General features: G+C 57.7%; 15 protein-coding genes and 2 pseudogenes. 9 read left to right on the top strand and 8 right to left on the bottom strand.

Annotation, left to right across the window (positions count from 1 at the left end; genetic code table 11):
* Window positions 1–450: 450 nt before the first annotated feature.
* The 3 genes and pseudogenes from DWV20_RS07650 to DWV20_RS07660 all read right to left on the bottom strand — a co-directional run.
* Window positions 451–3,705: an ABC transporter ATP-binding protein/permease gene (locus tag DWV20_RS07650; RefSeq protein ID WP_118256726.1), complete on the bottom strand. Its 3,255-nt coding sequence runs from the start codon at window positions 3,703–3,705 to the stop codon at window positions 451–453.
* A 242-nt stretch (window positions 3,706–3,947) separates the two neighbouring features.
* Window positions 3,948–4,532, bottom strand: a complete 585-nt coding sequence (locus tag DWV20_RS07655) for a DUF5714 domain-containing protein (protein WP_118256727.1) — start codon at window positions 4,530–4,532, stop codon at window positions 3,948–3,950.
* Window positions 4,533–4,810: 278 nt separating this feature from the next.
* Window positions 4,811–5,023 (bottom strand): annotated as a pseudogene (locus tag DWV20_RS07660) (hypothetical protein); the annotation flags it as partial.
* Between the two features lie 335 nt (window positions 5,024–5,358).
* Here DWV20_RS07660 and DWV20_RS07665 point away from each other — a divergent pair.
* Together DWV20_RS07665 and DWV20_RS09860 are read left to right on the top strand one after the other, a co-directional pair.
* Window positions 5,359–6,333, top strand: coding sequence for a helix-turn-helix transcriptional regulator (locus tag DWV20_RS07665; protein WP_158566352.1), 975 nt, complete (start codon window positions 5,359–5,361; stop codon window positions 6,331–6,333).
* 70 nt (window positions 6,334–6,403) lie between these two features.
* The gene (locus DWV20_RS09860; RefSeq protein ID WP_147346316.1) at window positions 6,404–6,583 is read left to right on the top strand and encodes a hypothetical protein; all 180 of its coding nucleotides are present in this window, start codon (window positions 6,404–6,406) and stop codon (window positions 6,581–6,583) included.
* A 90-nt stretch (window positions 6,584–6,673) separates the two neighbouring features.
* Here DWV20_RS09860 and DWV20_RS07670 read toward each other — a convergent pair whose 3' ends face one another.
* Together DWV20_RS07670 and DWV20_RS07675 are read right to left on the bottom strand one after the other, a co-directional pair.
* Entirely contained in the window at window positions 6,674–7,258 is a 585-nt protein-coding gene (locus DWV20_RS07670; protein WP_118256729.1) for a hypothetical protein, read from the bottom strand.
* 9 nt (window positions 7,259–7,267) lie between these two features.
* Window positions 7,268–7,498, bottom strand: a complete 231-nt coding sequence (locus DWV20_RS07675) for a helix-turn-helix transcriptional regulator (RefSeq protein WP_055252407.1) — start codon at window positions 7,496–7,498, stop codon at window positions 7,268–7,270.
* A 319-nt stretch (window positions 7,499–7,817) separates the two neighbouring features.
* Here DWV20_RS07675 and DWV20_RS07680 point away from each other — a divergent pair, with 319 nt between their 5' ends.
* On the top strand, window positions 7,818–9,815 hold the full coding sequence (locus DWV20_RS07680; protein WP_118256730.1) for a type IIA DNA topoisomerase subunit B: 1,998 nt from the start codon (window positions 7,818–7,820) through the stop codon (window positions 9,813–9,815).
* A 45-nt stretch (window positions 9,816–9,860) separates the two neighbouring features.
* Entirely contained in the window at window positions 9,861–12,101 is a 2,241-nt protein-coding gene (locus DWV20_RS07685; RefSeq protein WP_118256731.1) for a DNA gyrase subunit A, read from the top strand.
* 99 nt (window positions 12,102–12,200) lie between these two features.
* Here the strand turns inward: DWV20_RS07685 and DWV20_RS07690 are convergent, their stop codons facing one another.
* The gene (locus DWV20_RS07690) at window positions 12,201–13,490 is read right to left on the bottom strand and encodes an ATP-binding protein (RefSeq protein WP_118256732.1); all 1,290 of its coding nucleotides are present in this window, start codon (window positions 13,488–13,490) and stop codon (window positions 12,201–12,203) included.
* A 180-nt stretch (window positions 13,491–13,670) separates the two neighbouring features.
* A complete protein-coding gene (locus tag DWV20_RS07695) occupies window positions 13,671–14,201 on the bottom strand; it encodes a flavodoxin family protein (protein WP_118256733.1) in 531 nt (176 codons plus the stop codon).
* A gap of 286 nt (window positions 14,202–14,487) precedes the next feature.
* On the opposite strand from DWV20_RS07695, the gene DWV20_RS07700 reads away from it, so the two are divergent.
* Both DWV20_RS07700 and DWV20_RS07705 read left to right on the top strand, forming a co-directional pair.
* Window positions 14,488–16,221 (top strand): DUF262 domain-containing protein, encoded by a 1,734-nt coding sequence (locus DWV20_RS07700; protein WP_117636929.1) that lies wholly within the window; start codon window positions 14,488–14,490, stop codon window positions 16,219–16,221.
* A 57-nt stretch (window positions 16,222–16,278) separates the two neighbouring features.
* Entirely contained in the window at window positions 16,279–16,575 is a 297-nt protein-coding gene (locus DWV20_RS07705; RefSeq protein WP_118256734.1) for a DUF6508 domain-containing protein, read from the top strand.
* Window positions 16,576–16,799: 224 nt separating this feature from the next.
* Here the strand turns inward: DWV20_RS07705 and DWV20_RS07710 are convergent, their stop codons facing one another.
* Window positions 16,800–17,360, bottom strand: a complete 561-nt coding sequence (locus DWV20_RS07710) for a TetR/AcrR family transcriptional regulator (protein ID WP_118256735.1) — start codon at window positions 17,358–17,360, stop codon at window positions 16,800–16,802.
* Between the two features lie 143 nt (window positions 17,361–17,503).
* On the opposite strand from DWV20_RS07710, the gene DWV20_RS07715 reads away from it, so the two are divergent.
* The 3 genes and pseudogenes from DWV20_RS07715 to DWV20_RS07725 all read left to right on the top strand — a co-directional run.
* On the top strand, window positions 17,504–18,469 hold the full coding sequence (locus tag DWV20_RS07715) for a hypothetical protein (protein WP_199411147.1): 966 nt from the start codon (window positions 17,504–17,506) through the stop codon (window positions 18,467–18,469).
* A gap of 87 nt (window positions 18,470–18,556) precedes the next feature.
* The gene (locus tag DWV20_RS07720; protein ID WP_147346317.1) at window positions 18,557–19,171 is read left to right on the top strand and encodes a hypothetical protein; all 615 of its coding nucleotides are present in this window, start codon (window positions 18,557–18,559) and stop codon (window positions 19,169–19,171) included.
* Window positions 19,159–19,368 (top strand): annotated as a pseudogene (locus DWV20_RS07725) (hypothetical protein); the annotation flags it as partial. The gene DWV20_RS07720 and the pseudogene DWV20_RS07725, both read left to right, overlap by 13 nt.

Raw genomic sequence — 19,368 nt, forward strand, 5'->3', positions numbered from 1 at the left:
GCTTTGAGCATGAGCTTGCTTTCTTGGGTAGCAAATCCGAGCTATCGAAAGTGCCGCCACTTGGCACCGGCTAATGCGCCGCAAAGTAACCGACAATCCGAAAGGGTGCCCGAGGAAGAGTTCGACGAATACATCCGTCCGGAAATTAGTCTTATGCTCTCAGCGAAGAAATGCCAGGGGCCTACGCTCTAGTTGGCGCTCGAGAACGCCGTCTATCTCTCGAGGTCTAATACTTTTCCCGAGAAGTGAACGGCTATATTTGGACCCCCGAAGCATCGACATTTTTAGACGCCAAACCCGCAGGATTTGGCTGGCAAAACCGCAGGAAATTGCATCTCAAAAGTGTCGATGCTTCGGGGGTCCATTTTGACTCGTTCACTTCTCGGGAAAAGTATTAGACCTCGATTTAAATGTCACTCAATGTGACAAAATGACAGTCTCTTTGTCACATTATTCGGAGCGCAGGGCTTCCACGGGGTCTTTTTTGGATGCACTGCGGGCCGGCAGCAGGCCGGCAACGACCGTCAGCAGCACCGAAATTGCAATGAGCGCCAGCGCATCCTGCACGGGCAGGCTCATCAGATTGGGTACCTGTTTGGCAGCAAGCGCCCAGGCATTAACCGGAAAACTCACGAGCACCACAACGACAATGGCAAAGACACCGGCGATGAGGCCCTCGATAAAGGTCTCGGCGTTGAACACGTTTGCCACGTTGCGCTTCGACGCACCGATTGCGCGTAGGATGCCGATCTCCTTCTTGCGCTCCAGTACGCTGATGTAGGTGATGATGCCGATCATGATGGAGCTCACGACCAGGCTGATGCTCACGAACGCGATGAGCACCAAGCTGATGGTATTCACGATGTCGGTCACCGAGCCCATGATGATGCCCATGTAGTCGGTGTACGAAATTGCCTGTTCATCATGGCCAGCAGCTTTGACCTGCTTGTTGTACGCATCGATATGGTCGAGTACGCGCTCCTTGGCCTCAAAGTCACGCGGGAAAATCTTGACCGAGATGGGGTCCGCTTCATCCGCGTAGCCCAACGTGGTCAGATTGTTGTCGTAGGTAAGCTTCGACGCCTTGGCATAGCTCATCATGAGCGAGCTCAGGTCCTCGGCGTCCATGTTGAAGTGGATGGCACGAGCAAAGGCGCTCGCATCCACGCGCATGGCGCTCGCCAGGTTGGCAAAACTCGAAGACATCTGCGTCACCATCTGGTCCATGAGCCCTGCCGCGGCGGCCTTAAGCTGGGTCGACACGGTCGTTGCCACCTGCTCGCTGATTGCCTTCGTCACCTGATCCATAGCCTGCTGCAAATACGGAGCCAGCTGCTTTTGCACATAGTCGGCCATCGCCTGCTGCAGGCGCTCGGCCAGGATATCGCCGCCGAGCGCTTTGAGCTGAGCCAGGCATTGCTGGGCTGCCGCATCATTCTCAAGATAAGTCGAGAATGCGGCAGCGAGCTTTGACGCGTCCTTAAGATCTTCGGGTGTCAGCGCCTTAAACTGATCAGACTGCAAAAAGCCCTCAAACAGCTGATTGGCTAGTGTTCCCACCTGCTGCATTTGCTCGGGCGTGAGTTCCAGACCGTCAAAGATATCCGAAAAATCTGGGGCTGGCGCTTTGGCCATGATGTCGCTGAAGTCGATGTCCTTACCAACGCCCGAAAGGTCAATGTCCAGCCCGGACAAGTCAAGACCCGACAGGTCCATACCGCCGGCAACACCCGAGAGCGCAGACGTATCGAACGAGAACGCGCTCTTGAGCGCCGCCTCGTCCACACTGAACATGCTGCCCAGGTCCACGCCTTGTTTGGCCTCGCCTTGCAGCTCATCGAAAGACTTGCCCGTAAAGACATCCGTCTCGGGGTGGGCAAGTTGCTCTTGCACGATCTGCGAATCGGCAGCGCGCTCCATAAGCTGGCGAGTCAGCGCATGCGTGTAGGCAATGCCCGGGGACAACGCACTCGCATTGGCCGTCTCGTTAGGCCGCACCACGCCCACAATGTGCACGTCAATACCGTCGGCAACCTTGTCGGCCATAAAGTCGGCGTCGCCAGACATATCGGTCCACATGCCGGTCTCTTCGTTTTTGCGATACGCATCGGCCGGCGACAGCACCTTAAACGTCGTGGACAGCGCATCGTCGTAGGTAAAGTCGGCGCCGGTCTCGGGCGTTTCGACCCCACCGTCTGCCGTCATGGCGCTGTTGACCAAGTCGTTGAGCTCATTGATATCCAGAGCGCCGATGCTGTAGAGCGTGTAGTCGCCCACCGTACCGCGGCTCGAAAGCACCATCACGGCTTCGTTGGCGGACGTGGGCCAATGCCCCGCCACGACATCGTACTGGCTGTCGAGCAAACTCTGATCGTCGATCATCTCGTTAAAGACCGAGGTTCCCATGGAGTCCATGCTCACCGTTGCCGCCGAGCTCGCACCACCGCTCATGGCCTCGGTCATAGCGTTGGGCACCAGCCGGACAGGCTTCTCATCGCCCTTGCCGGCACGATAGACAACCGGCGTCACGCCGTAACCGTACTGGATGGCATTGACCTCTTTGTCGATACCGTCGCCGCCGGCATCGAGCCATGCCTTAAAGCTCGTCATATCGTTGGACTTAACACTTGCAAACATATCCTTTACGGCCGTGACCACGGGAATCTTTTCGGTTCCCTGAGCCTTGCCGTCGGTGGCGTCGTCGGACGAGCCCTCGTTCTTGGACGTATCGTCATCCGCAGCCCCCTGCCCGCCCATCATGGACGACAGGTCGTAGTCCTGCTTGGAAATGGTAAGCGGGTAGCTCGAGAGCGTATCCTCCTCGACCTTTTTGATGTAGCCGTTTACGCCATTGGACAGCGCCAAAATCGCCGCGATGCCAATAATGCCAATCGAGCCCGCAAAGGCCGTCATGGCCGTACGGCCCTTTTTGGTCATGAGGTTTCGGGCAGAAAGCCCCAGCGCCGTCACAAAGCTCATCGAGGTTTTGCGCGTAGGCTTGGCCTCGCGGCGCGTGGCGTCAGCGACATCGAAAGGATCAGAATCGTCGGTAATCTTGCCGTCCGCCAGGTTGACGATACGCGTGGCATACTCGTACGCCAGATCGGGATTATGCGTGACCATGATAACCAGACGGTCGCGCGCGACGTCCTTGAGCAAGTCCATGACCTGTACGGACGTTGTGGAATCCAAGGCGCCAGTCGGCTCGTCTGCCAGCACAATCTCGGGATCATTAATCAGGGCGCGGGCGATGGCCACGCGCTGCATCTGTCCACCCGAAAGCTGACTCGGGCGTTTGTTCACGTGCTCGCCCAGACCAACGGCCTCGAGCGCCTTGCGCGCACGCTGGCGGCGCTCGGCGTGCCCCACGCCCGTGAGCGCAAGCGCCAGCTCCACGTTTTCCAAAATGGTCTGATGTGGAATGAGGTTATAGCTTTGGAACACAAAGCCGATGCGGTTGTTGCGATAGGCATCCCAATCGCGATCGTGGAAGTCCTTGGTCGAAATACCGTCGATTAGCAGGTCACCCGAGTCAAAGTGGTCGAGTCCGCCGATAACGTTGAGCATCGTGGTCTTACCCGAACCCGAGGGCCCCAGAATGGCCACGAACTCGTTATCCCGAAAAGACAGGCTCACGCTGTCGAGCGCCACCTGCGTAAACGACTGCGTAACGTACCTTTTGCAAATTCCTTTGAGTTCCAACATGGACGGCAACCTCTCCCGCGCAGGCACCTTGCCCGCTCTCCCCCGCCGTTCGTATTCGACGCGTTTGTCCTACTCTATCCCCATTTTTTACCGGCGCAAGTGGGGAATGTAACGAAGCGCGCCAAAAAACGAGCAGGACGGCACATCGCGTGACGTACCATCCCGCACATAGCATCGATAATGTGACAAAGGGACTGTCCCTTTGTCACATCTGCCCAACTCTTATTGGTGCACCCGATTCCCTATTGGATGATAAAGGACGGATGATACGGGCACTTTTCGCCCATGCACACTGTATTGACCGCATAGCTATCGCAGGCTGGCGTCTTCTCCCATGCTTTAAGCTGTGGTCCGCCGAGCGCGTTAAAAAACGAAACGGCCTCACGAATCGCCACGCGCGCATCTCGCTTGCAGCACCGTGGGCTTCCCGAGCGCGCGATGGCGGCAAGCAGCTCCGAAACCATAAGCTGCCCTTCCTGCCAGCCTTCACTGCGCAGCGGCGCATTGCCCCGCACGATTGCATATGCCATGCCCGCAGACGCAGCTGCCCCGCACATGCCCCAGCGGGCACACGTCGCCCCCGGCACACAATCCGAACGAGACATCAAATCGGCAAGATCGTCTTTGAGCATCGCATCTCGCTCCCTAGATGCTTCGGCGTTGCGCCAGCACGCAAGCAGCACCGCGCCCACAATAAAATGGTGGATGGGGCCAAAAGCCACGCAGCGCTCATCTGCCATAACCTCTTCCAAAAGAGCCGCGGGCGCCACCGACACACTGGCCATGAGCATCTCAACAATCCAGCCTGTTTGTTCGTCTTTTGCCATGCGGCATCCTCCTCTAAAACAAATTGTGCGCACACTCCATTATGGCCTTCTTCTGCCCGGCGCGCTCAATGCGAAACAACCTGCTTCGCTCGTGCCGCCAACAAGCCCTGCTAGTTCTCGTCGCAAACCAGCCCTGCTCAGGAGCAACACCAGAGGCGATGGCAGGCACGATGGACAGTGGCAACACCACGACGGCAGCTCTTTTCGAAAAAGAAGGCCCCGCGCAATCGCGCGAGGCCCCCCATTCATGGAACTATGATCAAAGCAGCCCAAAAAGCTTATTCCCACTCAACGGTGCCGACGGGTTTGGGCGTGAGGTCGTAGCACACGCGGCAGATGCCGGGGACCTCGTCCTTGTACAGAAGTCTGACGGTCTCGCAGAGCTCAAACTGCAGGTCCTCGGGCAGGCCAACCACGTTGTGATGGGCCTTCACGCCGTCCTGGGACTCCAGGATGTCGGGATAGATGGTGCCCTGGGCGAGGAAGCTGACCTCGTCGCCAACCCTGCGGGCCTCCTTTTCGGTTCGATGGGAATGCGTCACACGTATGCAAACGCACCGTCATATGACTTCATTATATGCAGAACAAGATGTGTTTCCCATCGCTGCGACAAGGCTTTTTGCAGAGGTGGCAATTTTTCCTACTGTCGAGGTCAGCTAGGCTTCGGTAGCCACCTTGGCAGCATCGCCAATAGACTCTTCCTTTATACGTTCTGCGTAATCGTATGCCATGCCCACAAATTCCAGTCCCGAGTAACAGGAGTACAATTGCTGCTATTGTTGCCGGCTGTTGGGAGATGGACTGCGATGGCTACCCATGCGTTCCCATGCCGTTGATGTGCACCGCCTTTGTGCCGGGGCAGATTGACGCTGCGGTTGCAGGCATTTCCGACCCCGATTCGCGCGCCATTGCCACGGCAGAAGCGCTGTACTTTCGCGGACAGGCCACCCTCGCTGCCAAGACGGCGCGCCCCTATCTTGACGCCACCGACCCCGCACTGCGCTATTCCGCATGCTTTATCTGCGGATACGCCAGTCTGTCGCTCAACCGTATCGCCGATGCCCGCCGGTGCCTTACTGGCATCCTCGATACGCCGGCCGACGAGGAATCGCCTGCCGTCCACGCCATGCACATCCTGTTCGCCTCGGCCGCGAGCGTCCTGCTGCACTTGTCTTCCCCGTATTCCGCCGAAGAGTTTTATCCGCTTGCGGCGCATTTGCCCGAAGGTCTGCGCCTGTTCGCCAGCTACGTGATGGCGCACGCCTTGTATCTGCGCGGCGAATACGGCCGCAGCCTGGGCATGGTGGAAAATACCCTGATCATGAAACAGGGAAGCTATCCCATCTCGGAACTGTTCCTGCACCTGGCGGCTTCCATGGCATGCATGAGCCTCAAGGACATCGACGCCGCAAAGGCACATTTCGGAGCCGCTTGGGACATTGCGCGCCCCGACGGCCTTATCGAGCTCATTGGCGAGCACCACGGCCTTTTACAGGGGCTCATCGAGGCGTGCCTAAAAGCGCAATACCCTGACGATTTCGCACGCATCATCGAGATTACGTATCGATTCAGCTACGGCTGGCGGCGCATCCACAACCCCGATTCGGGCGAGGACGTGGCCGACGATTTAACGACCACGGAGTTCACCATGGCCATGCTCGCCTGCCGCGGATGGACCGACGCCGAAATCGCACGCCACATGGAAGTATCGCCGGGCGCTGTTAAAAACCGCCTATCAGGAGTGTATGCCAAGCTTGGTATCGGAACTCGCGCCGAGCTGGTTGCCCACATGTTGCGCTAGTGGCCAGACTGCCTAGCGTATCGAAAGCGCTCCGGGGGCCTAGCGCTTTCGCGCGCTCAAATTGGACATTTTGGCCCTCGAACGGCACTACCGCCACGGGGCACCTTCTCGCAAAGACAGCAACGTCCCCCTGACGGCAGCCGCGGCAGCACTCGCCGCGGCAGGCGCCGGCCTTGTCGCCTACAGCGCCCGCCGCACGGCGCTCGAAACCGACACCGCCAATGAGGTCAATTCTGATAAGCGTCGCTAGCTTCTAGTTACTTTTGCGAGAGACGCCGACTCGGCTCATCGAACATCAAAATGGGCTGGTTCTGGATACCCAGAGCCAGCCCATTACGCATTAGATGTCGTCAGAGGAGTCGAGTTCTGCCTCGAGCTTGGCGCGGCGTCTTTTCGCCGTGAAAAACGTTGCGCACAGGACTGCAAACGTGGCCGCGAAAACCGTCGCACCGCAGAACACGCCCGTGGCCAGGTTCGCCAACCAAAAGACGCTTTCGGGCGGCACGATCTGCGCCTCAGCGATACAGCGCATTGCGGCAATAACAAGCGCGAACGCGACGCCGCTAAGACTGCTGACAAGCAGGAAATATCCAACAGGAAGATGCTCGGTTTGCCCAAAACGATTGGTATCGACATAGCCCTTCCGCGTTTGCAGTCCTGCGCAAATCAACATCACGAGAACGAGCCACAAATACATGGCTGCCTCGAACGGCGTTGCAAAGCCATGCGGCATTTCACTGGCGTCGCTGTGAACCCACGCAACCTGTCGAGCTATAGACTGGTAGAGAAAGATCATCAACATGCCAAACGAAAGCAGCACGAAACCAATCTTGTAGATCTTCGCGCTCTCAGCCTCCAGGCGCTCATCCTTTGGGCCGGCATATTCACGCCACTTTTGCACGAGTTTTAAATCTTCAAATTTCATAGCGAACTCCTAAAGAGCGTTAGGGTCGGCGTCGGTTTCGTCTTCCCAAAACAAGTCGTTCAACGTAACGCGCAGCGCCTTACAGATTGCCACGCACAAATTGAGCGTGGGGTTGTAGCCGCCCGCCTCGATAAGGCCGATGGTTTGGCGCGTAACGCCCACGGCTTGGGCCAAGTCGGCTTGCGAAAGGCCAGCCGCCGCGCGCGCCGCCTTCATGCGAAGGTTCTTTTTACCCGGCATTGAGCTCCTTTCGTAGTAATGGACAGATATCCATTGCAACATGACAGAGATATATTGCATATATCAGATAATGTCAACTATATCTGTCATTATGGAAACCATGTTCGTCATCGCCATGCGGACATTACAACTTCGGTTCGCTATTCAAACTTACTCGGACAGAGCCGACTCGGTTTTGTCCGAGTAAACGAATCTCCATCGAACTCCGAACGATTGTTCGATGGATTTCGTGTTGGTTGGAATCGCCTATGGGCTGGGCTATGCTACCTTGACTATCTATATGACTTAAACGCAGCAAAGGAGCACCGAGAGAGCGAGTATGGCAAAAAACACCGCAAACTATGGTAACGACAGTATCCGCCAGCTCAAGGACGAGGAGCGCGTACGTCTGCGCCCCGCCGTTATTTTTGGCTCGGACGGACTCGACGGCTGCGCGCATGCCGCCTTCGAGATCCTGTCCAACGCCGTTGACGAGGCGCGCCAGGGCTACGGCAAGCTCATCACCCTTACCGCCTTTCGCGATGGCTCCATTCAGGTAGAGGACAACGGTCGCGGATGCCCGCTCGACTGGAACCCTTCCGAGAAGCGCTTTAACTGGGAGCTCGTCTTTTGCGAGCTCTACGCTGGCGGCAAGTACAACAACAACCAGGGCGGCGACTACGACTTCTCGCTCGGTACCAACGGCCTGGGTTCGTGCGCGACCCAGTACGCCTCCGAGTACATGGACGTCACAGTTTGGCGCGACGGCAACAAGTACTCCCTGCACTTTAAAAAGGGCAAGGTCGTCGGCGCCAAAAAGAAGGCACTCGAGATTGAGCCCAGCGACGAGGAACGCACCGGCACCACCATCAAGTGGCGTCCCGATCTTGAGGTCTTTACCTCGATCAGCATTCCCCACGAGTGGTATCGCGAGACCATGCGCCGCCAGGCCGTGGTCAACGCCAACGTGACCTTCCGTCTGCGCATCGAGGGCGACGACGGCGAGTTTTCCGAAGAGGACTTCTGCTACCCCAAGGGCATCGAGGACTATGTGCTCGAGAAGGTCGGTACCGACTACCTTACCGAGCCCTTCTTTATCGAGGCCGACCGTCGCGGTCGCGATCGCGAGGATCTGCCCGATTACAACGTAAAAATCACTGCTTGCATGTGCTTCTCGCGCACTTTCACGATGCAGGAGTACTACCACAACTCCTCCTGGCTCGAGAACGGCGGCTCACCCGAAAAGGCGGCCCGTAGCGCCCTGACCAGCGCCATCGATGCTTACATTAAGCAACAGGGCAAGTACAACAAAAACGAGAGCGGCATTAAGTGGCAAGATGTCCAGGACTGTCTGGTGCTGGTGACCAACTGCTTCTCCACCCAGACGTCCTACGAAAACCAGACTAAGAAGGCCATCAACAACCGCTTTATCCAGCAGGCCATGACGGCATTCTTTAAGGAGCGCCTCTCGACCTACTTGATCGAGAACAAAGATGCCGCCAACAAGATCATGGAGCAGGTGCTCATCAACAAGCGCTCGCGCGAGAATGCCGAGAAGACGCGCCAGAGCATCAAGACCAACCTGCAGCAGAAGACCGACATGGCCAACCGCGTGCAGAAATTCATCGACTGCCGTTCCAAGGACAAGAGCCGTCGCGAGATCTACATCGTAGAGGGCGACTCGGCAGCAGGCGCCATTCGCACCTCGCGCGATGCCGAGTTCCAGGGTGTTATGCCCGTCCGCGGCAAGATCCTCAATTGCCTGAAGGAGGACTATCCGCGCATCTTTAAGTCCGACATCATCATGGACCTTATGCGCGTGCTGGGCTGCGGCGTGGAGATTAAGGACAAGCGCATCAAGAACCTCGGTGCCTTTGACCTGGACAACCTCAACTGGAACAAGGTCATCATCTGTACGGACGCCGACGTCGACGGCTACCACATCCGCACGCTCGTGCTCACCATGCTCTACCGCCTGGTGCCCACACTTATCGACGAGGGCTACGTGTATATCGCCGAGTCGCCGCTCTACGAGATCAACTGCAAAGAGAAGACCTACTTTGCCTACACCGAGCTCGAGAAGAACGGCATCCTCAAGGAGATCGGCGACCAGAAGTGCTCCATCAACCGCTCCAAGGGTCTTGGTGAGAACGATCCGGACATGATGTGGCTCACCACCATGAACCCCGAGACGCGCCGTCTGATCAAGGTGGAGCCCGAGGACGTCACCAAGATGGAAACCATGTTCAACCTGTTGCTGGGCAACGACGAGGCGGGCCGCAAGCGCCATATCTCCGAGCACGGCAAGGAATACCTGGACCAGCTGGACCTGCAATAGCAGCAAATCGATAACGACGGCCCACAAATAGTTCAAGAGGAAATCGTGGCAAAGAAGAAGACGAAGAACCAGCCAAAGAAAAAGCAGGTCAACGCCGAGAACGTCATCGGCCTGCACTCCGAGGTCACCGACCAGCCGATTACGCAGACGCTCGAGGTCAACTACATGCCCTACGCTATGAGCGTCAACGTCTCGCGTGCATTCCCCGAGATCGACGGCTTTAAGCCCTCGCACCGCAAGCTGCTCTACACTATGTACAAGATGGGCCTGCTCAAGGGCGAGCGCCAAAAGAGCGCCAACATCGTGGGCCAGACCATGAAGCTCAACCCACACGGCGACGCCGCCATCTACGAAACGATGGTGCGCCTGGCGACGGGCAACGAAGCGCTGCTTGCCCCCTTCGTGGAGTCGAAGGGCAACTTTGGCAAGTACTATTCGGGCGACCTGAGCTACGCCGCCTCGCGTTACACCGAGGCCAAGCTCTCCCCCATCAGCGCCGAGATCTTCAAGGACATCGACAAGGACCCGGTCGACTTCGTCGACAGCTACGACGGCGCCATGAAGGAGCCGCGCCTGCTGCCCACCACGTTCCCCAACATCCTTGTCTCGGCCAATAAGGGCATCGGCGTCGCCATGGCGTCCGACATCTGCGGTTTCAACCTCAACGAGGTCTGCACCGCCACGATGCACTACCTGCAGGATCCCGACTGCGACCTGCTCGAGTACATGCCCATGCCCGACTTCTCGACCGGCGGCGAGATTATCTACCGCCGCGAGGAGATGGAGAAGATCGTCGAGACCGGCCTGGGCAGCTTCCAGATTCGCTCCCGCTGGCGCTGGATTCCCGAAGAGCGCATCATCGAGGTCTACGAGATTCCCTACACCACCAAGACCGATGTCATCATCGAGCGCATTGTCAAGCTCTCCAAGGAGGGCAAGGTCAAGGAGATCGCCGACATCCGCGATGAGACCGACCTTTCGGGCCTGCGTATCGCCATCGACCTCAAGCGCGGCGTCGACCCCGACAAGCTCATGGCGAAGCTCTATCGCTCGACCACGCTGCAGGATTCGTTCTCGTGCAACTTCAACGTGCTGGTCGACGGCTATCCCCGTGTTATGGGCGTGCGCCAGATCCTGCACGAGTGGGTCGCGTGGCGTATTGCGTCCACGCGTCGCCGCATTAACTTTGACCTGGGCAAAAAGTCCGAGCGCCTGCACCTGCTGCACGGCCTTGAGGCAATTCTGCTCGACATCGACAAGGCCATCGCCATCATCCGCGGCACTAAGCTCGAGGCAGAGGTTGTACCCAACCTTATGAAGGGTTTCGACATCGACGAGACCCAGGCCGAGTTTGTCGCCGAGCTTAAGCTCCGCAACATCAACGAGGAGTACATCCTCAACCGCACCAAGGACATCGCCAAGCTCGAGGGCGAGATTGCCGAGCTTGAGGAGATCCTCTCCAGCGAGGAGAACATCAAGAAGGTCATCAGCGACGAGCTAGCAGCGGTCAACAAGAAGTACGTGATGCCGCGCCGCACGGGCAGGATCGAGCCCCATGAGGTTATCGAGGTAAGCTTGGAGCCCGAGGTCGAGGAGTACCCGGTCACCATCATGCTCTCGCGCGATGGCTACCTAAAGAAGATGACGGACCGCGTGCTCAAGAAGGCGACCACGCTCAAGTACAAGGACGGCGACAAACCCTTTATCGAGTTCCCGTCCTCCAACACCCACGAGCTGCTGGTCTTTACCAACAAGAGCCAGGTGTACAAGTGCAAGGTCGCGGCGTTTGAGGACACCAAGTCGGCCCAGCTGGGCTCGTACCTTCCGACCGATCTTGAGATGGAACCCGACGAGAGCGTCATCTGGGTCATCGACCCCGAGGACTACAAGGCCGACGTGCTGTTCGTCTTTGAGAACGGCCGCGTGGTGCGTGTCGCGCTTTCTGGATACGCTACCAAGACCAACCGCAAGCGCCTTAAGAACGCCATCTACGGCGGCAGCAAGCTGCTGTATGCGCAGGTGCTCAAGGAGGACCGCGACCTCGCGCTGGTCTCGAGCGACTACCGCCTGATGAACTTCAACACGTCGCTGCTCAAGACCAAGACGACCACCAACACGCAGGGCGTCCAGGCCTTTACGGCCAAGAAGGGCCGCTCGGTCACCACCGTCGGCACGACCGAGGAAATCCTTGGCGCCGGCGTCTCGGCCGAGAAGTTCACCGCGCAGAGCCTGCCCTCCGCCGGCGCCCTCATGAAGGAAAATGACATGCCGAGTTTGTTTGACTAAAACAACGGCGACTAAACCGTCATGGTTTTACAAAGCAGCGGGGCCCGGAGCGCAGTAAACGCTGCGCCCCGGGCCCCATGCATTACACCAGCATCATCCCTATAGACAAAATGCCGCATAAAGCGGAACAGACATAAGCCCATCATTCATTCCAAAGGGCTTAGTCGATAGCCTGATAAGGCGCACGCCCGGATGGGTCTTTTTAAGTGAGGACAGACTTCGAGATCTTGTGTTCTCCCCCGCCTTGACTTCAATCGCAGACAAGCATCCCTGCTTCTCTACTACAAAGTCGATTTCCGCACGATTATCTCGCGCCCAATAATGCAGTGGATAACCCATGGCTGAAAGCTGTTGGGCAACGTAGTTTTCGGTAAGTGCACCCATGAATGTGCCGCCGATACCGGCAAGAATATCGGCGCGTTGAGCACCGGCCTTGGAGACCAGCAGCCCTGTATCCGCCTGATAGATTTTAAAAGCAGAAGGGTTAACGAAGGCCTCTAAGGGGCTTTCGATCTGCCCGACTAGGCTGCAGCGCGCCACCGTACCCGACAATACAAGCCAATCGAGAGCATCTCCAAAGAGAGACGCATTGCCCCCCGCTCGCACTACCTTGTATTGAAATTTACGATTCTCTTTGGCAAGCTGCTGTGGAATGGAATCGAAGCACGCACGCGTCTTTGCACTCAAGCGTTCATCAGCATATTTATTGGTGTCGGCGGAATATCCGTCGAGAATAATCCGATGCTTTTCGGCCACATCAATGATTGACTGATCATCGATGTACGTTTGGACCGCCTCGGGCATTCCGCCAACAACAAGATACTGTCGATAGAGCCCAAGCGCCTTTTCATGAAGGCTTGGCGCAAGAGGACCCATTATCTCGAATGATGAGCGTATCTCGTCGACCAGCTGATCGTGCCCCATCGCCCAGAGAAACTCCTCGAAATCGAGTGGAGTCATCTCAATCAAGTCGGTCTTTCCGACGGGGAACGAATACGACTGATGGTTAATGGCAACCCCAAGAAGCGACCCGGCAGCCGCAACGTAATACTCGGGAGCATCTTCGCAAAAGTATTTAAGGGAAGTGAGCGCTTCCTCGCATGCCTGGATCTCGTCAATGAACAGTAAGGTTTTGCCAGGCACGATACGCCGTCCCGTACGAGCCTCGATCGCACGTACGATCGAATGAGGGTCAAGACCGCCCGAAAAATCCGCTCGCGCCGACCGGTCGTTCTCAAGATTAACGTAGACAACCGATTCGAAAAGATCCCGGGCGTACGTTCTGAGCAGATAGGTCTTGCCACACTGGCGCACGCCTTTGACCAGCAAAGGTTTTCTATCAGCTCTGTCTCGCCATTCCCTAAGGAGCTCGTCTGCCTTGCGACGCATACGTAACCTTCCCTCATGAACTTCTATTTGACAATATTTTAACGCGGATTAATTTGTTTTCAGTTATTTTTCTGCGTTTAAAAATTGTTCTATACGGCACTTGAGGGAATTCGCCCCTATCTCTCGGTAAGGACAGCAAGCATTTCCACCAACACCGATTGCCATGCGCTCTTCTTGCCCTTAGGCGAGCTTGCGAGCGAGCTCTCGCACCTCTTCCAGCTTGGGCGAGGAGGCCATGCTGTCGCGCTCGGTCATACCGCTGATGGTGACAATGCCCTGGTCCTCCCACTTGCAGTATGCGCACGTGGACTTGTACATGGCGATCGCCGCATCATAGACGCCCTCGCTGTGGCTATCGAGCAAAAGGGCCGTCTTGGTGAACGGGAAGCCCGTAGCACCGAAGGCGTACAGGCGGTCGATGACAGCCTTCTCCTGCGCGGTGATATCGAACCAGTAGATAGGCGAGGCAAAGACGACCATATCTGCGTCTTTCAACGACTCGATCACGTTGACCATGTCATCCTTCTGCACGCAGACGCCCTCATGGGCGAAGCAGTACTGGCATCCCAAGCAGCCGGCGATCTTCTTGCTGGCAACGCGGATGACCTCGACCGTATGGCCGCCCTCACGCGCGGTCTCGGCAAACGCCTCGACCATGGTGTCGGTATTGGCGCCCTTGCGCGGGCTACCACTCAATACAACGATTTTCATAGGATTCCCTCTCCTTCATGCTGCAGGCGCGCGGCATGTTTTTTTGTAACCAAAATGAATGGAGCTATTCAGTCGTCTGTAGATCGCATCTCTCGTTCGCGCTCTCCAAAGAAGGTGCAAGCAGAAGCATCACGGGCATTGATCGGCGCCGATATGGATCACGACATGAAACTGTAAGGGTTGGCCAGAGGTTGCTAGATTCAGTAGCTCGCAGCAATAGAGCGAATGACGACTTCGGCGATATAATCTGTCCATCTTGATTGTTCCTGCGCGGAAGGTACAGCTCATGTCCAAGCTCAACATCGACCAGCGATCGATTCGCGATCTTCTCACCGATAAGCGATCGGACTTCCTCATCCCCGACTACCAGAGGCCCTACGCCTGGGGCGAGGATGAATGCGCAACGCTGTGGGACGACCTGTTCTCGTTCGCTTTTCCAGGCGATGACTACGAGCGTTTCGACAGCGAGAACGACGAATACTTTCTAGGACCCATCGTCACCTTTAAGAACCTCTCTGGTCAACTCGAGATCATTGACGGCCAGCAGCGCCTCACCACCATCATGCTGCTGCTCCGCGCGTTCTACGACAAGTTCACCAACATGAAGGATAAGCAGTCTGTGAAGATGCGCGAGGCAATCGCCCGTTGTGTATGGAAAACCGACGAGTTCGACGAGCCCGACATGGAGCGCCTCAAGATCGACTCCGAGGTTGCATCGGACAACGACAAGAATGAATTCCTCGAGATTTTACGAGAGGGCAACGTAGGCGATGGCTGGAAGAGCGCTTATGCCCGCAACTTCGCTTTCTTCCAGAGGAAAATTGAACAACTGGTGAGCGAGTGGCCCACCTACACCGTCTACATGGCCACACGCGTCATCAACAATGTGATACTGTTACCCATTGAAGCGGAGTCGCAGGACACCGCGCTACGCATCTTCTCGACTCTAAACGACCGAGGGCTGCCTCTCTCGGATGCCGACATCTTCAAAAGCCAGTTCTACAAGCATTATTCCGACACGGGGCGCAAGGACGAGTTCATCCGTCGCTGGAAGGCGCTCGAGGAGGGAGCGAACGCTATCTTCCGGCCCATGCGCGGTACACCAACCGATGAGCTATTTACGCGCTATATGTACTACCGCCGCGCAAAGAAAGGCATCCGCGACACGACCACCGCATCGTTGCGCGACTTCTTCGGTGCCGATGGCTACGCCATGCTCAAGGAGGACGCCACGCTCGACGATCTCGAGGCGCTGCTCGGCTTCTGGAAACGCGTCGATGCGCAGGAAGGGTTCAGTGAGCGCGTGCTCCGCAGGCTCTTCGTGCTGAACTACGCCCCCAACGGCATGTGGACCTATCTGCTAAGCGTCTGGTTCCTTGCCAACCGCGACAGCAAAAGTGTCCTCGATGACGAGGCACTCTACGGCTTTCTAAACAAGATCACGGCATTCGTTCTCGCCTACGCCATTGAGCGTCCCGGCGTAAATGCGCTGCGTTCGCCAGTGTATCCCGAGATGATCAACATCGTGGAGCACCGCCCGGTGGAATTTCCCAACCACCACTTCAATCGCGCAAATATTGCTGAGCGATTCCGAACCTACGTGTTCACCAACGGCAGGCCTGTAACGAAGTCCATGCTCACTTGGTGGGCGTACGCAGACCCAGATCAACCACTCATGGACCTAGACACCACGCTCGAAATTGAGCACATCTATGCCAAGAAGCGCAACGAGGTAGACCCGCTCGTCGACCAATCCAACCTGGAGGCGCTGGGTAACAAGGCGCTGCTCGAGAAGCGTGTAAACATCCGCGCGGCCGACTACAGATTCTGCGATAAACGCAAGTACTATGAGGGATACACCGACGGCAATGGCAAGCGCAAAGCCGGAACAAAGATCGCGGAACTCAAGCGCCTGACACAAGTCATGGAAGACTTCACCGAAATAGACATCGCGACTCGCACGGCACGGATAATCGATGCCTTCGTGGACTACCTGGGCGACAACGGACTTTTGAGCTAAGGAGCGAACACGTTCGAAAGACTAACCAAGTACGCTGGCAAGCTGACGGACAGAAACATGAATGTCGAGCTTGGGGGCGGGACGCTCGGACTCGAGGATTTCGTCGACGATTTCTATGAACTGGACGGGTTCGCGGACACCAGCTACTTCGAGACGCTTGAACGCCATAGCATCGACACCTCGGAAGGCATAGACAGCTGTGACATCGACCATGGGGACATTGACCTGATACGCGCATGCATCACGTGGTGCGTTCGTGGCGACCGCTTCTGCGACGGACTCCTTGCCGCGCAAGCCAGGAGCGGGTTTCTGGACCGCTGCCTCTCCCGGCTGAAGGAGTTCGACGAGGGCTGAACGGCGGCCACGAAGACGTCTGGCGCTGCGACAGCACAGCGATGCGACAATGCCATGCCGTCGCACTCCGTCATGTCACCAAATCAAAAGCGGAGCCAACGCTCAATCTTGAGATACATTGACCAAAGGCTCACATTTCTGCCGAGAAGTCGAGAGCGCGGGGCACACGATGGCGCTTTATCCTCAGCTCATAGCTGCACTACTTACCTGAAATGAACCCGTGGTCAAGATGAACTACGAGAATCATAGCGGGCGGATACCGCCCGCAGACCCCCTTCGGAATAGGCGCTGAGCAGCTCCTGGGCGTGAGCGAACTCGGGTCCCCGCCTCCAACCAAGTAGGCGGTTGACCGCGAGATTTCCCTGGACGTTGTGGACAAAGAGCAGATAGGCGTCCTCGCGCGAAAGCCCAGTCTCCTCCATGATCGAGGGAACCATCTGCTCGGCGCCGCGCTCGACGACGCGCTGTGCCACCCGGGCGTACGCGTCGTCATCCGAGTAGAGCAGATAATAGTCATCGTTTGCCGGCGGACGCTGGCAGAGGGCGCCCGCCTCCGTTCCCTCGAGCGGCGGCACCGCCGCCAAGGCCTCGTCGATAAGCGCGTCGAGCAGGGCGAACTTGTCCTCGTAGTGCAGATAGAACGTGCCACGGTTGATATCGGCGCGTCGGCAGATATCCGCTACCGTCATCTTCGCGAAGCCGACCTCGGCCAGCAGCGCGAAGAACGCCTCCCGTATGACCGAGAGTGTATAGCGTCGGCGACGATCGATCTTCCCCGCTTCCATTACCCCTCCAATTGCAACGCTCGACAATGCCCGGCAAACGCTCGTTTATCGACAGCAGGCCGAAGCTGTTCATTGCTCTTAAGCAAATCGACATGGATACTTTTTATAGACACCTGTTTATAATAGCTGAAAGAAGGTATCCAGTGACCCTGTACGAGCAGCTCGTTATCGAGCTCACCAACCAATCGTTTTCCCTTCAGGCCGCCTACCGCAGCGGCGGCACGCCCTATGAGCTGAGTGACCGCGAGCCCGAGCCCTACGACCAGCAAATCAGGGACTTCGCCCGCATGATCGAGGAAGCCGATTGCGTGCTGGTGGGCGGGGCCTCTGGGCTCTCCGCGGCGGGCGGCGGCGACTTCTATTACGAGGACAACGCAACCTATCGCAGGCATTTCGGCAAATTCGCCGAGCGTTACGGTTTCAAGGGCGCTTTCGAGGGGTCGTTCTACCGCTGGCCCACCGCCGAGGCGCGCTGGGGATACCTCGCCACCTTCCTCGACACCACGCTCAACGCCCCGCTGCGCAAGCCCTACAAGGACCTCGACGCCATTCTCGCCGAGAAGGATTTCTTCGTGCTCACCACCAACCAGGACACGCAGTTTGTGAAGCTCTACCCCTGGGAGAAGGTGGCAGAGATCCAAGGCGACCACCGCTTCTTTCAGTGCTCCCGCTGTTGCACCGACGCGGTGTGGGATGCGGTCGAGCCGGTCTCCAACATGGTAGAGGCCATGGGAGACGGCCTTGAGGTTCCGACAGAGCTCGTGCCGCGCTGCCCGCACTGCGGGGCAGAGGCGTTCCCCTGGGTTCGCGGCTACGGCAACTTCCTGCAGGGCGAGCTCTACGAGGAGCAGTACCACAAGGTGTCCGACTGGCTCGACGCGCACGCGCGGCAGAGGATCCTTTTCCTCGAGCTGGGCGTGGGCCGCATGACGCCCGCGTTTATCCAGGAGCCGTTCTGGGCCCTCACGGCGCAGTTGTCGCAGGCTAGCTACATCGCCGTGAACAACAGGACGCAGTTTCTCCCCCGCGCGATCGAGGATTGGGGGCTCGCCGTTCGCGCCGACATCGCCGACGTGCTCGCCGACGTGCGCAAGACGCTGGGGAGGTAGCACATGGAAACGGTGAAAGCAGTTCGCATAGGCAGGGCGCTAGCCGAGGCGGATCTTGTCATCATCGGCGCCAGCAACGGGCTGGGCATGGCAGAGAGGCTCAACCTCTTCTGCGCCGATGCTCATTTCCGAGAGGCGTACGGCGACCTCGCTCAGGCCGACGGCATCGGCTGCATACTGCAGGGGCTCGCCTCCCCGGATGCCAGCGTGCGAAGCCGATGGGTCGAGCGGTTCCATCAAAAGGAGTATGTCGAGTATGAGCCCAGCCCGCTCATGAACGGGCTGCGGCGTCTTACAGAGCACGCTGACACCTTCGTGATCACGTGCAATATCGACGGGCACTTCGTACGCGCAGGGTTCAACGAGAACCGCGTGCTCGAGACGGAGGGGGGCATACGCACGTCGATCGACGAGCGGCGTCTCGCCCATCCAGACGCCCTCGCCACGGCCCAGCTCGAGGAGCTCGAGCGCCTTGTGCAAGCCCATCGCAACGGCAGGGTCGCCATCCTCGAACTTGGCGTGGGACTGCGCAACGGCATCATAAAGCACATGCTCGCCCAGATCGCGAACGTCTGCGAGCACGCCACCTACATCGTGTTCAACTACAGCCAGGCCATTGCGCCCGACGCCTCGTGCGAGACGATTCTCGTTGACGGCGATATGACCCCGGCTTTCGAGGAGATCGCCCGATGCCACCCCTAGAAAGAGAAGCGCGTAGGCTTCGAAGCCTTATCGACGATGCCGACGCCATCATCGTCGGCATCGGCTCGGGCATGTCGAGCGCCGCCGGGTTCAACCATTACAACCGCGCGGGCATGGCGCGCGCAGGAATGGCGGACTGGCAGCAAGCCTTTGGCTTCAAGAGCCTTTTCGACGGCTTCTACCACCTCTACCCCAGC

It is taken from the genome of Collinsella sp. AF02-46-1 (assembly GCF_003465825.1).
GTDB lineage: Bacteria > Actinomycetota > Coriobacteriia > Coriobacteriales > Coriobacteriaceae > Collinsella.

Coding starts and splice junctions, on each gene's coding strand:
- DWV20_RS07650 (WP_118256726.1), bottom strand. CDS start 3,705: ATGTTGGAACTCAAAGGAATTTGCAAAAGGTACGTTACGCAGTCGTTT.
- DWV20_RS07655 (WP_118256727.1), bottom strand. CDS start 4,532: ATGGCAAAAGACGAACAAACAGGCTGGATTGTTGAGATGCTCATGGCC.
- DWV20_RS07665 (WP_158566352.1), top strand. CDS start 5,359: ATGCCGTTGATGTGCACCGCCTTTGTGCCGGGGCAGATTGACGCTGCG.
- DWV20_RS07670 (WP_118256729.1), bottom strand. CDS start 7,258: ATGAAATTTGAAGATTTAAAACTCGTGCAAAAGTGGCGTGAATATGCC.
- DWV20_RS07675 (WP_055252407.1), bottom strand. CDS start 7,498: ATGCCGGGTAAAAAGAACCTTCGCATGAAGGCGGCGCGCGCGGCGGCT.
- DWV20_RS07680 (WP_118256730.1), top strand. CDS start 7,818: ATGGCAAAAAACACCGCAAACTATGGTAACGACAGTATCCGCCAGCTC.
- DWV20_RS07690 (WP_118256732.1), bottom strand. CDS start 13,490: ATGCGTCGCAAGGCAGACGAGCTCCTTAGGGAATGGCGAGACAGAGCT.
- DWV20_RS07695 (WP_118256733.1), bottom strand. CDS start 14,201: ATGAAAATCGTTGTATTGAGTGGTAGCCCGCGCAAGGGCGCCAATACC.
- DWV20_RS07700 (WP_117636929.1), top strand. CDS start 14,488: ATGTCCAAGCTCAACATCGACCAGCGATCGATTCGCGATCTTCTCACC.
- DWV20_RS07705 (WP_118256734.1), top strand. CDS start 16,279: ATGAATGTCGAGCTTGGGGGCGGGACGCTCGGACTCGAGGATTTCGTC.
- DWV20_RS07710 (WP_118256735.1), bottom strand. CDS start 17,360: ATGGAAGCGGGGAAGATCGATCGTCGCCGACGCTATACACTCTCGGTC.
- DWV20_RS07720 (WP_147346317.1), top strand. CDS start 18,557: ATGGCAGAGAGGCTCAACCTCTTCTGCGCCGATGCTCATTTCCGAGAG.